The organism is Anaerobutyricum hallii (assembly GCF_900209925.1).
GTDB classification, from domain to species: Bacteria; Bacillota; Clostridia; order Lachnospirales; family Lachnospiraceae; genus Anaerobutyricum; species Anaerobutyricum soehngenii.
Genome location: NZ_LT907978.1, coordinates 446,347 through 458,787 on the forward strand (window position 1 = coordinate 446,347; position 12,441 = coordinate 458,787).

A 12,441-nucleotide genomic window follows, 5' to 3' on the forward strand; every position below is an offset into this window, starting at 1 on the left:
AGAGACATATTTATACAGGAGAAAGAGATGAGAAGACATTTCTTTCTCCTGTTTTTTGCTTTACAGGAAAGAAATTCCTAGGAAATGTGTTGAGGCACATTCGTTATCCTTTTTTTCAAATAGTTAGAATTAGGAAATCCTATTTGCAAAATGCATAAGTAATTGCTGAAAAAACTACTATTTTATGATATAATGAACAAGAAAATTGTGAATTTTGAAACGGGAGGAGTCTGTTATGCCAGATACCAGATTTATTACAGAATTTGACCAGTACTTATTTGGTCAGGGGACACATTATGATTTATATAATAAACTTGGAGCACATCCTATGACAGTTGATGGTGAAGAGGGAGTATATTTTGCTGTATGGGCACCGAATGCGGAAGCAGTTTCCCTGGTTGGCAATTTTAATGAATGGGATGGGAATGCTACACCGATGGAACGTTTAGAGCCATTGGGAATTTATGAAATCTTTCTTCCTGAAATGGAGATTGGAGATATTTATAAATATTGTGTTACAACAAAGGCGGGCTATACGATACTAAAGGCAGACCCTTATGGATTTCAGGCAGAACTCCGTCCGAATAATGCATCTGTTATTGCTGATATTTCCGATTTTAAATGGCAGGATAGCCGGTGGATGAAGAAGAGAGAGAAGTTCGATGATAAGAAAGATCCTATGTTTGTATACGAAGTACATCCGGGTTCCTGGAAAAAGCATGAACAAACAGAAGAAGATGTAGATGGATTTTATAATTACAGAGAGATGGCTCATGAGCTGGCAAAATACGTGAAAGATATGGGATATACTCATGTTGAGTTAATGGGTATTGCCGAGCATCCATTTGATGGTTCCTGGGGATATCAGGTGACGAATTACTTTGCGCCAACTTCACGACATGGTTCTCCGGAAGATTTTCAGTATTTCATCAATTATCTTCACCAACAGAATATTGGTGTTATTCTTGACTGGGTACCGGCACATTTCCCAAGAGATGCTTTCGGCTTAGCTGAATTTGATGGAACCTGTCTTTATGAATATGCTGACCCAAGAAAGGGTGAACATCCGGACTGGGGAACGAAAGTATTTGATTATGGGAAGACAGAAGTCCGGAACTTCCTCATTTGTAATGCCCTGTTTTGGTTGGAAAAGTATCATGTAGACGGACTTCGTGTAGATGCAGTTGCCTCTATGCTTTATCTAGACTATGGACGAGAAGATGGTCAGTGGGTTCCTAATATTTATGGTGGAAATGAAAATCTTGAAGCAATCGAATTCTTTAAACATCTGAATACGATCGTAAAGAAGAGAAATCCTGGAATCGTTATGATTGCAGAAGAATCTACCGCATGGCCAAAAGTAACGGATAAGGCAGAGTATGGAGGCTTGGATTTCAGCCTTAAGTGGAATATGGGCTGGATGCATGACTTTTTAGAGTATATGAAACTTGATCCATATTTTAGAAAATATAATCATACTAAGATGAATTTTGCCATGGTTTATGCATATTCAGAAAACTATATGCTTGTTCTTTCTCATGATGAAGTTGTTCATTTAAAGTGTTCTATGATAGAAAAAATGCCAGGAAGCTACGAAGAGAAATTTAAAAATCTTATGGCAGGCTATGCATTCATGACAGGGCATCCAGGTAAGAAACTTCTTTTCATGGGACAAGACTTCGGACAGCATCGGGAATGGAGTGAAGAGAGGGAACTTGATTGGTTCCTTCTAGAGAAAGAGCCGAATCATCAGCTTCAGTTATTTGTAAAAGAATTACTTCACCTATATAAAAGTAATAAATGTCTTTATGAATATGATTGCTGGCCGGAAGGCTTCGAATGGATCAATGCGGATGATGGTGACAGAAGTATTTTCTCCTTTGTAAGACATTCTGCAAGTGGAAAGAATAACATGCTTTTTGTTATTAACTTTACACCGGTAGAACGTCCGGATTACCGGGTAGGAACAACGTGCCGCAGAAAACATACTCTTGTACTGAACAGTGATGATAAGAAGTTCGGCGGAAAAGGAAAGAGACGACCGAAAGAATATAAGCCAGTGAAAAAAGAATGCGATGGAAGAAAGTACTCTATCCAATATAAATTGCCAGCATATGGAGTAGCGGTATTTAAATTCTAATTTATCAATTTCTGAGTTTGCCGGGGTATTCTTGAATAATTTGCTGAAAAATACTCTTAAGAATTATTGACCAGAATTGACGATGATACATTAATAAAGTATAATCAGAATTACGGGAGCAGCGTTAGCAGCGGAGTAATTCGTGACATCATATAGTAAGTATATCATGATATTAGAGGTCAAAAGGTCAAACGCCTTATCGTGCATGCACGAAAAGGCGTTTGACTTTGGGACCCGCGAAACATGAGGAAGAAGAAAAAGAGGACAATAGGATAATATGGATAAAATAGCAGTTCTTATACCTTGTTATAATGAGAGCAAAACAATTGAAAAAGTAATTAAGGATTTTAAAGCAGTATTACCGGATGCAACAATTTACGTGTATGATAATAATTCTACAGATGGTACAGATGAGATTGCACGTCAGAATGGAGCTGTGGTACGTTATGAGTATCAACAGGGCAAAGGAAATGTAATTCGTCGTATGTTCCGGGATATTGATGCGGAATGTTATATTATGACAGATGGAGATGATACATATCCAGCAGTGAATGCACCAGAGATGGTAGACAAGGTCTTAAACCGAAATGTAGATATGGTAGTTGGTGATAGATTATCCTCAACTTATTTTCAGGAGAATAAACGACCATTTCATAACTTTGGTAATTCATTAGTAAGAAGCTCCATTAATCATCTGTTCCACACAGATATTAAAGATATCATGACCGGATATCGTGCCTTCAGTTATGAATTTGTAAAGACATTCCCTGTAATCTCAAGAGGATTTGAAATTGAAACGGAAATGAGTATTCATGCCGCAGATAAGAATATGTTTGTAGAGAATGTAATTGTTGATTACAAAGACAGACCAGAAGGAAGCGAGAGCAAGTTAAATACTTATTCAGATGGAATAAAAGTACTTCGAACAATTGCACGATTATTCCGTACCTATCAGCCAATGAAATATTTTGGGTTGATTTCAGCAGTATTAGCAGTATTGGGTGGTGGATTTTCAGTACCAGTTTTTAAAGAATATTTTGCAACAGGTTTAGTAAAACGTTTCCCTACCCTGATCGTATGTTGTTTTGTCATTCTTACAGCAATTCTATCCCTGTTTTCCGGAGCAATTTTAAAAACAATTACCTGGAAGAACAGACAGGATTTTGAGATGATACGTCATTATGCAAGAAACCGCAAAAAAGAATTAGAAGAATAAATCTGATTTGTAGATTGATTTGTAGATTTAATATAGACGAAAAAAGAAAAAATACCATATCCCATCTGCTCTGTAGTCGCTGTATTTAAGATGCTCGTCCGCATCTTAAACACGCTCCCAAGCCGCATCTGGAATATGGTATTTTTTCTTTTTTCTGATTATTCTAAATCCACAGTTGGTGAGAATGGGGATTTTCCAGAAGATTATGGATTCTCGGGAAATTAAAGTCTAAAGGATTGACGCATTTTTTCTGGAGGTGTTGATAATGGAAGCAATGAAAGATTATGTTGCCCATCTGGATAACAAAAAAAGAATTACGCTCAGAGGAGCTGCTTATCAGTATTATAATGTAAAAGAATATGGAAATGGTTGCATTATTCTGGAACCTCGGGAACTGGTAGTGCCAGAGAGCATTTCAGCCAGAACTCTGGCAGATATGGATCATGCAGTAAGTAACTTTAAGAGAGGCGATGTTTCCCCAGCTATTGACCTGTCGGATTTGTAGAATCAAACTGAATATGGAACTAAATACGAGCAGTTAGTCTATAAAAAATAGGTTAGCTGCTTTTTTCATGCAAAAAAGGAGGTACTGAAGAAAATCAAAAAATTCTCTGTATATACAACAATTCAAATGTCAGCCTTTTAGAATTCAATTCCCCGGGAAGTCAAGACCTTCAGGAAAATCCTCATTCTTACCAACTGTGGATTTAGATAGTCAGAAAAAAGAGAAAATGTTATATCCCAGATGCGGCTTGGGAGCGTGTTTAGAATGCGGATGCGCATTTTAAACACAGCGACTACAGAGCAGATGGGATATAACATTTTCTCTTTTTTCGTCTATAGTAAATCTACAAATCAGAATCTTTGTTAAAGTATTCTTTTGTTAATTTCACTACAGTTCCCGATAACAGGAATACAGCAATTAAGTTTGGAATGGACATAAGTCCGTTAAATGTTTCTGCGATACTCCATAATAATCCAAGGTCTACCGTTGCGCCGATGATTGCAACGAGAGAGTAGACGATCATAAATGGGCGGATCGTTTTTGTTCCAAAAAGAAATTCGATACAGCGAGAGCCGTAAAGTCCCCAGCCGATCGTGGTGGAGAATGCAAAGCAACAAAGTGCAATGGCTGTGAATATGGATACCCATCCACCGTAAGTTGAGGTAAATCCCTGAATAGTCAGTTCTGCGCCAGCGGCTGAGCCGTAAGGAATGTTGATTCCGCTACATAAGATGATCAATGCGGTCAGTGTACAGATAACAATCGTATCAGTAAATACTTCAAAAATACCAAACAAACCCTGTTTTACAGGATGAGTGATATCGGCTGTTGCATGAGCGATAGATCCGGTACCAAGACCTGCTTCATTGGAGAAGATACCACGAGATACACCTTTTTTCATACTGGTAAATAATGATCCGACCATTCCGCCGCTAAATGCTGCCGGATGGAAAGCTCCTTCAAAAATAGACCGAAATACTGCCGGTACATGCTGAATGTTTAAAAGAACAACGCCAAGTCCAAGGATGAGGTAAAGCAATGCCATAAATGGAACTAAAGTTTCTGTTACCTTTCCGATTCGGCGGATACCGCCGATAAGAATCAGTCCAACGCCGATGGCGATAATGATGCCGATTACAAGATTGATTGTAGAAAGGCTTTCTGATGAAGCAAGGTTAAAGTTGAGCATCAGGGAATCAATCGCAGTGACGATCGTGTTGACCTGTGTTGCATTTCCTGTTCCAAATACAGTGAGGACACCAAAGAGAGAAAAGAGAAAAGCTAGCCAGTGCCAGTGTTTGGAAAGACCATTTTTAATATAATACATCGGTCCTCCTACCCAGTCACCCTGAGAATTCTTTTCACGAAAATGAACGGCAAGTGTTACTTCAGAATATTTGGTACACATTCCAAGAAGGGCTGACATCCACATCCAGAAAACAGCGCCGGGTCCTCCTATCGTAATCGCACCGGCTACTCCGGCAATATTACCGGTTCCTACTGTTCCGGCAAGTGCGGTACAAACAGCCTGGAACGGGGTGATCGATCCATCTGCGGCTTCAGACTTATCAAAAATTCGTCCCAGTGTATTTTTGATAGAATAAGGAAACTTTCGAATCTGAATGAATTTTGTTCGGAAACTGAGGAAAAGGCCGACACCAATGATACAGATCATGGCAGGGATTCCCCAGATAAAGTTGTTAACAACTGTGTTAACGGCTTCTATTGTTTTTAGCATTAGTACAGTCCCCCTTTAATTTACTAAAGCAAAATTATACCATTATTTTGTTAATTAACGCAAGAGTTTTGCCCTTGTTTTTTTCTTAAAATTGTTTTATACTGTAAAAAGTTCAATATAAGACCAGGGGAGCTTGTGATTTTAAGAAGCTGAGAGTAAGGTAAACCTTAGACCCTTGTACCTGTTTGGATAATGCCAGCGTGGAAGAAGTTGTAAAAGAGCTTTTAATAACAGAATGTATCAGGATGTTTTTTGGAGAACTTTTAATATAAATTTTTTATAAAATTTTTTATTTTATATGATTATTTTATAAGAGATTTTTAGAATTTTATAAGAGAAAGTTTTAAGAATACCTGAGGATCATACAAAAGCAGCGTCAGCATTTATTGCCGGCGCTTTTCTTTTTTCAGGTAAGGCAGCACATGATATTTAAAGATATATGGAGGAATGAGAAATGAACGCAAGTGTAGCAATTCAGGTTTTGCCATCTGTGCAGGACGAAGAGGAAGTAATTCGTATTGTAGACGAGGTAATTGACTATATTAAATCAACTGGATTAAATTATTATGTAGGACCATGTGAGACATCAATCGAAGGAGATTATGATACGCTCATGGAAATCGTAAAGAATTGTCAGTTGGTAGCTGCTAAGGCAGGCTGCAAGGCAATGAATACCTATGTTAAGATCTCTTATAAAGCGGAAGGAGATGTGCTGACTATTGACAAAAAGGTTACAAAGCATCACCAGTAAGCTTCCGGCAGCAGTAGCACTCTGTCTGTTAATTCTTCTCTGGCAGTTTTTATATCAGAGCGGGGCAGTTCCGGCATATATGCTGCCGTCTCCGGTTCAGGTAGTAAAAGCACTTTTTACAGATCTGCCTACAATTTTGAGACATGCAGTTGTTACATTACAGGAAGCCTTTTACGGATTATGTATCGGTGTTGTACTGGCATTTGTCATGGCAACATTAATGGATCATTTTCGGATACTGAATAAAGCATTGTATCCCATTATGATTATTACACAGACCATTCCAACGATTGCAATTGCCCCTCTTCTCGTGTTATGGATGGGATTTTATATGGCACCAAAGATTACGCTTGTCGTGATTACAACATTTTTTCCTATTACGGTAGGATTACTTGACGGATATAAGAGTGTAGATAAAGATTCTATTGATTTGATGCGGGCAATGGGTGCATCAAAAGTGCAGATCTTTTTCCATGTGAAGCTACCGGCCGCATTACCGCAGTTTTTCTCAGGATTAAAGATTTCTGCTTCCTATGCAGTAGTAGGGGCAGTTATTTCTGAATGGCTTGGCGGTTTTGAAGGACTTGGTGTTTATATGACAAGAGTGTCAAAAGCATACGCCTTTGATAAAATGTTTGCAGTTATTATTTTTATTGTGATAATCAGCCTTCTTTTAATGTTTGCAGTGAATCTGATTAAGACGATTTCACTTCCATGGTTAAGAGTAGAAAAAAAGGAAGCTGAATAGTAAGAAGCTGAATAGTAACAAGTATAAGAAAAGTATATACAGGAGGAAAATATGAGAAAGTTAAATTGGAAGAAAGTCATTGCAGGAACTTTGAGTGCAGTTATGTTATTATCGGTAACAGCATGCGGTTCTGCTAATGGAAACAATGAAAGTGCAAGTACAGAAAGCAACAAAAAGAATCTTACAAAGATAACATTTTGTCTTGACTGGACGCCAAATACAAACCATACAGGAATTTACGCAGCAAAAGCACTTGGCTATTATGAAGATGCCGGACTTGATGTAGAGATTGTGCAGCCACCGGAAAATGGTGCAGCAACAATGTGTGCATCAGGACAGGCACAGTTTGCTATTGAGGCACAGGATACAATGGCAGCAGCAATTGATTCAGATAATCCACTTGGGATTACAGCAGTTGCAGGATTGATCCAGCATAATACATCGGGAATTATTTCCAGAAAGGGTGACGGCATTGACAGTCCAAAAGGACTTGAAGGAAAGACATATTCTACATGGGAATCCCCAATTGAGCAGGCAACTTTAAAAACAGTTATGAAAGATGAAGGAGCGGATTTCAGTAAGGTAAAACTGATCCCTAACAACATTACAGATGAACCGGCTGCATTAAAAGCAAAACAGACAGATGCAATCTGGGTGTTCTATGGATGGGGCGGAATCAACGCGACAGTAGAAGGTGTTGACTGTGATTACTGGAATTTCAAAGACATTGATCCGGTATTTGATTACTATACACCGGTTATGATCGCAAATAATGATTTCCTGAAAGATTCACCGGATGAAGCCAAAGCTTTCCTTGCAGCAACAGAAAAAGGATATCAGTATGCAATAGATAATCCAAAGAAAGCAGCAGATCTTCTTATTGAAGGCGATGATACAGGCTCTTTAAAAGGTTCAGAAGATTTAGTATATAAAAGTCAGGAGTGGCTTTCTAAACAGTATGTTGCAGATGCAGACAACTGGGGTGTGATCGATGAGACAAGATGGAATAACTTCTACACATGGCTTGCGCAGAATAAGCTGACAACAAAAGATCTTACAGGAAAAGGATTTTCTAACGAGTATCTTCCATCTTCTAAGTAATTTTTCGGATAATGATTTGTTTATGAAAGGAAATGGATAAATGTGTCTTTTAAAAGCAGAACATATTACAAAGAAATATAGTGGAAGAACTATAATCAAAGATATTAATATTGAACTGAATCAGGGAGAATTAGTCTCCCTTCTCGGGGTCAGTGGTTCTGGAAAGACAACACTTTTCCATGTGCTTTCCGGATTAACAACGCCAGAAGAAGGAAAAGTATTCCTTAATGGAGAAGATATCACATCCAAACCAGGTCAGATCAGTTACATGCTTCAGAAAGATTTACTTTTTCCACATAAAAAAATAATCGATAATGCAGCGCTTCCACTCGTACTTCATGGAATGAAGAAAAAAGAAGCGAGAGAAAAGGCGCAGACGTATTTTAAAGATTTCGGCTTAGAAGGGACAGAATATCAGTATCCTTCTCAGCTTTCCGGCGGCATGCGTCAGAGGGCAGCTCTTCTTAGAACATATCTGTCTTCCAATGGAGTAGCCCTTCTTGATGAACCGTTCAGCGCACTTGATACTATAACAAAAACAGCAATTCATAAATGGTATCTTGAAGTTATGCAGCATATTGATCTGTCTACAATTTTTATCACGCATGATATAGATGAGGCAATTTTACTCTCTGACAGAATTTACATCCTGAATGGAAAGCCAGGGGAAATACGTGATGAGATTGTGATAAAGGAAAAGAAACCACGAGCAGAAGATTTTTATCTAACAGATCAGTTTTTAGCATATAAGAGAAAGATAATAGCAAAACTTTAGATTAAAAAAGTGCCAAAATCTCTCCATTTGAACAAAGATCAGATGGAGAGATTTTACGAAGACGGCATAAAGAAAACGAAAGAAAAACAGGAAATAATAAACAGGAAAAAGAAAGGATTTTTATGGAGTGTATACATTTGAACTTTTTGACAGATAATAAAGGAAAGAAGTTTCTTTCTCCATCCCTTCCGAACAGTGATCTGAATGGAAAAATACTTAAAGTAATAATTTCTGATGGCAGCACAAAAAGAGTTTATCCGGTTTTTCAGCAAAAAGCAGGAATTTATGGTGAGGCCAGTGAATATATCCTTCGCCATGGGTGTGCCTGCTGTTCACTGACAACCGCATTGGCAGCTTTTGTGGAAAAGTATGCAAAATTAACACCGGACCAAACCATTTGCGAAATCGAGAAAAAACATTTTCCAAAAGAAGTTTATGAAAAAAATTACGGAAAAGTGATGGCAAGGCAGATGCCGGTATCTCTTTATGGCATTTCAGTAATTTTGAAAAAAGAAGGAATTTCCTGTGAATATGTAGGAAACTTTGAGGATAACTATGCCAAAAAGCAGATTATGGAACATTTACAAAAAGGCAGTCCTGTTATTATAGAAACAAGTAGAATGCGAAGAAAAGGCAGAAGAATCGTTCGCTTTTTTGATAAGAAATATGCAGGTTCTTATCATACAATGATTCTTCTTGGCGTTGATGAAGAAGGGCAGATAGTTTTTACAGATTCTGCAACAAGAGAATGGGCAGGAGAAGTACAAAGATTAAAAAGAGCAGACCTTTCCGAACTGATATCCTATATGTTTCCGCAGAAAAATACAGAGGATACGCATTTATATTTTAGCAGAAAGAAGAATACAGGAGGCTATATTTTACTTTATCAGGCTTAATTTTAACCTGTTGTTTACAAACGAAAGAAAATGATAAGGATTAAATAGCGATTCTTCAGATTATCTTCATTTTTTTCTCACAGACTGTTCACAATTTCCCGGTATGATAGAGACATCAAAAAAACAACAACGCTTTTTTGATAGATTTTTTTCATACTTTCCTCTCTTTAAGAACTGGCAATGGACCAGTTCTTTTTTTTCTTTCATTCGTTCCATTCCTTTTTTCAAGAATTCCAAAATCCTACTTGACAAAATTTTGAAGGTTTACTACAATAAGAAACATGATGCCTGTCCGGATATAACAGACATCATTTATATGAATTTCAGCGAAAGACGAAGACGGAAAGAAGTAACTTTTATTGATGCATTCCAGAGAGTGACCGGCTGGTGGGAGGTCATGTGCCAGATAGTAAGTGAATACATTTCTGAGTTGCACACCGAATGAGACTGCTGTTTTTAGTAGGCTGTGACGGAACGGCGGCCGTTATCCGCAGAGGCGTTGATTGACGCTTGTCTATGAGGCAGAACATTTTGTTTTGCGAAAAAAGGTGGTACCACGAAGTTATATCTCGTCCTTTTATTAGGACGGGATTTTTTTACTTTACAGGGAATTCCATTGGAGAATTCCGTTGGGATACCCTGTTAAATAAAAATAAGAAAAATAAATGGAGGTTTTTATGACAGTATATGACGAACTGGTTGCAAGAGGATTGATTGCACAGGTAACAGATGAAGACGAAATTAAGGAACTTGTAAACAATGGAAAGGCTGTATTTTATATTGGATTTGACCCAACAGCAGACAGTCTTCACGTAGGACATTTCATGGCTCTTTGTCTGATGAAACGTCTTCAGATGGCAGGAAATAAGCCAATTGCTTTAATTGGTGGAGGTACTGCTATGATCGGTGACCCATCCGGACGTACAGATATGCGTCAGATGATGACAAAAGAGACAATCAACCATAACGTAGAGTGCTTTAAGAAACAGATGAGCCGTTTTATTGACTTTTCTGACGGAAAGGCTATGCTTGTTAATAATGCGGACTGGCTGTTAGACTTAAATTATGTTGAGTTACTTCGCGAAGTTGGCGCTTGTTTCTCCGTTAATAACATGCTTCGTGCAGAGTGTTATAAACAGAGAATGGAAAAAGGTTTATCCTTCTTAGAATTCAACTACATGATCATGCAGAGCTATGACTTCTATGAGTTATACCAGAAATACGGCTGTAATATGCAGTTTGGTGGTAATGATCAGTGGAGCAACATGCTTGGCGGAACAGAACTCATTCGTCGTAAATTAGGACCGGATGCCGATGCTTATGCTATGACAATTACCCTTCTTTTAAATTCCGAAGGAAAGAAAATGGGTAAAACACAGTCCGGTGCCGTATGGTTAGATCCTAATAAGACTTCTCCATTCGACTTCTATCAGTACTGGAGAAATGTTGCGGATGCAGACGTTATGAAGTGTATCCGTATGCTGACTTTCCTTCCGTTAGAAGAAATTGATGCAATGGATAGCTGGGAAGGCAGCAAGTTAAATGAAGCAAAAGAAATTCTTGCATTTGAGCTTACAAAGTTAGTTCATGGTGAAGAAGAAGCACAGAAAGCACAGGAAGCTGCAAGAGCATTATTCAGCAATGGCGGAGATTCTGCAAACATGCCAACATGTGAAGTTTCAGAAGAAGATTTAAGAGACGGTGCAGTAGATATTCTCGCACTTCTTGTAAAATCCGGTTTAGCAGGAACACGTTCTGAGGCAAGACGTAATGTAACACAGGGTGGTGTAACATTAGACGGAGAAAAAGTAACAGACTTCAAAGCTTCTTATACACTAGACGACTTCAGCGGTGAAGGAAAAGTGTTAAAGAGAGGAAAGAAGAAATTTATCAAAATCGTAACAAAATAATTGTTTGTCTAAATATAGCGTAGCGTATCAGTAAAGATCATCGCAGCATAGAAAATACGGATTCCATTTGGAGCCAAAACCAGAAAACCAGAAATTATATATATCACATTCTGTTGTATATAAAATTTCTGGTTTTCTGGTTTTTGTCTGTTCTATTCAATTAAATCAGAAGCGCACTTTTTTTAGAAAAATACATATGTTGATATATAGAGGTGGAAGAAGGCGAGGGTATGTTTGATCTCATTTCGATATCGGAGGCAATAAAGCAGAGTTATGCATCTAAAGGCTTACTTGTCGATGTTCGGTCAGAAGAAGCATTTAAAAAGGGACATTTGCCGATGGCGGTAAATATTCCTTTTACAGATATTATGAAAGAAAAGTTTGATATAGAGGCAGATTTTAATGTAGAAAAAGAACAGCCGGTTTTCGTATATTGTGATACAGGTTCCACAAGTATACTGGCAGCGAGAAAGTTGGATTCTATGGGAATTCACGCATATAATGTCGTTGGCGGGATTATGTTTTATAAAGGATATCTGGAAAAAGAGAAGAATGACTTATGGACGATGGTGCGTACTTCTTGACACAGAAACATTTCCTAAGTACAATTATAACTATTAAGAAATATTTTTTAAAGATAAAAAGTGTATCTATATGAAGT

At 37.9% G+C, this 12,441-nt stretch carries 11 protein-coding genes, 1 riboswitch and 1 other annotated feature; of the genes, 10 read left to right on the forward strand and 1 reads right to left on the reverse strand.

The annotated features are described in order from the left end of the window. The first annotated feature begins 235 nt into the window (after positions 1–235). The 3 genes from glgB to EHLA_RS01910 all read left to right on the forward strand — a co-directional run bounded on the left by glgB (position 236) and on the right by EHLA_RS01910 (position 3,861). Positions 236–2,140: a 1,4-alpha-glucan branching protein GlgB gene (glgB, locus tag EHLA_RS01900; RefSeq protein WP_096239113.1), complete on the forward strand. Its 1,905-nt coding sequence runs from the start codon at positions 236–238 to the stop codon at positions 2,138–2,140. A 277-nt stretch (positions 2,141–2,417) separates the two neighbouring features. After that, the gene (locus tag EHLA_RS01905) at positions 2,418–3,356 is read left to right on the forward strand and encodes a glycosyltransferase family 2 protein (RefSeq protein WP_096239114.1); all 939 of its coding nucleotides are present in this window, start codon (positions 2,418–2,420) and stop codon (positions 3,354–3,356) included. A gap of 265 nt (positions 3,357–3,621) precedes the next feature. Then, positions 3,622–3,861, forward strand: a complete 240-nt coding sequence (locus EHLA_RS01910; protein ID WP_096239115.1) for a hypothetical protein — start codon at positions 3,622–3,624, stop codon at positions 3,859–3,861. 343 nt (positions 3,862–4,204) lie between these two features. Here the strand turns inward: EHLA_RS01910 and EHLA_RS01915 are convergent, their stop codons facing one another. Further along, positions 4,205–5,599, reverse strand: coding sequence for an alanine/glycine:cation symporter family protein (locus EHLA_RS01915; protein WP_096239116.1), 1,395 nt, complete (start codon positions 5,597–5,599; stop codon positions 4,205–4,207). 115 nt (positions 5,600–5,714) lie between these two features. Next, positions 5,715–5,825, forward strand: a riboswitch (TPP riboswitch). A 228-nt stretch (positions 5,826–6,053) separates the two neighbouring features. Between EHLA_RS01915 and EHLA_RS01920 the strand changes: the two genes are divergently transcribed. The 7 genes from EHLA_RS01920 to EHLA_RS01950 all read left to right on the forward strand — a co-directional run bounded on the left by EHLA_RS01920 (position 6,054) and on the right by EHLA_RS01950 (position 12,364). Further along, positions 6,054–6,350 carry a thiamine-binding protein gene (locus tag EHLA_RS01920; protein WP_005350001.1) on the forward strand — a complete coding sequence of 99 codons (297 nt, stop codon included), beginning with the start codon at positions 6,054–6,056 and terminating at the stop codon, positions 6,348–6,350. Further along, positions 6,319–7,098 carry an ABC transporter permease gene (locus EHLA_RS01925; RefSeq protein WP_096239117.1) on the forward strand — a complete coding sequence of 260 codons (780 nt, stop codon included), beginning with the start codon at positions 6,319–6,321 and terminating at the stop codon, positions 7,096–7,098. Before EHLA_RS01920 ends, EHLA_RS01925 begins: the two co-directional genes overlap by 32 nt. 51 nt (positions 7,099–7,149) lie before the next feature. Further along, a complete protein-coding gene (locus EHLA_RS01930; protein ID WP_096239118.1) occupies positions 7,150–8,199 on the forward strand; it encodes an ABC transporter substrate-binding protein in 1,050 nt (349 codons plus the stop codon). Positions 8,200–8,239: 40 nt separating this feature from the next. Then, positions 8,240–8,974: an ABC transporter ATP-binding protein gene (locus EHLA_RS01935; protein ID WP_096239119.1), complete on the forward strand. Its 735-nt coding sequence runs from the start codon at positions 8,240–8,242 to the stop codon at positions 8,972–8,974. Between the two features lie 122 nt (positions 8,975–9,096). Continuing rightward, the gene (locus EHLA_RS01940) at positions 9,097–9,870 is read left to right on the forward strand and encodes a C39 family peptidase (protein ID WP_096239120.1); all 774 of its coding nucleotides are present in this window, start codon (positions 9,097–9,099) and stop codon (positions 9,868–9,870) included. Positions 9,871–10,197: 327 nt separating this feature from the next. Beyond that, positions 10,198–10,450: a binding site (T-box leader), on the forward strand. Between the two features lie 97 nt (positions 10,451–10,547). Continuing rightward, positions 10,548–11,780 (forward strand): tyrosine--tRNA ligase, encoded by a 1,233-nt coding sequence (gene tyrS / locus EHLA_RS01945; protein ID WP_021906997.1) that lies wholly within the window; start codon positions 10,548–10,550, stop codon positions 11,778–11,780. A gap of 230 nt (positions 11,781–12,010) precedes the next feature. Further along, on the forward strand, positions 12,011–12,364 hold the full coding sequence (locus EHLA_RS01950) for a rhodanese-like domain-containing protein (protein ID WP_096239121.1): 354 nt from the start codon (positions 12,011–12,013) through the stop codon (positions 12,362–12,364). Positions 12,365–12,441 lie beyond the last annotated feature (77 nt).

Excerpts from the sequence above, each read along its gene's own strand:
- EHLA_RS01940 (WP_096239120.1), top strand. The coding sequence starts at position 9,097 with ATGGAGTGTATACATTTGAACTTTTTGACAGATAATAAAGGAAAGAAG.
- EHLA_RS01935 (WP_096239119.1), top strand. The coding sequence starts at position 8,240 with ATGTGTCTTTTAAAAGCAGAACATATTACAAAGAAATATAGTGGAAGA.
- EHLA_RS01930 (WP_096239118.1), top strand. The coding sequence starts at position 7,150 with ATGAGAAAGTTAAATTGGAAGAAAGTCATTGCAGGAACTTTGAGTGCA.
- tyrS (WP_021906997.1), top strand. The coding sequence starts at position 10,548 with ATGACAGTATATGACGAACTGGTTGCAAGAGGATTGATTGCACAGGTA.
- EHLA_RS01905 (WP_096239114.1), top strand. The coding sequence starts at position 2,418 with ATGGATAAAATAGCAGTTCTTATACCTTGTTATAATGAGAGCAAAACA.
- EHLA_RS01920 (WP_005350001.1), top strand. The coding sequence starts at position 6,054 with ATGAACGCAAGTGTAGCAATTCAGGTTTTGCCATCTGTGCAGGACGAA.
- EHLA_RS01910 (WP_096239115.1), top strand. The coding sequence starts at position 3,622 with ATGGAAGCAATGAAAGATTATGTTGCCCATCTGGATAACAAAAAAAGA.
- EHLA_RS01915 (WP_096239116.1), bottom strand. The coding sequence starts at position 5,599 with ATGCTAAAAACAATAGAAGCCGTTAACACAGTTGTTAACAACTTTATC.
- EHLA_RS01950 (WP_096239121.1), top strand. The coding sequence starts at position 12,011 with ATGTTTGATCTCATTTCGATATCGGAGGCAATAAAGCAGAGTTATGCA.
- glgB (WP_096239113.1), top strand. The coding sequence starts at position 236 with ATGCCAGATACCAGATTTATTACAGAATTTGACCAGTACTTATTTGGT.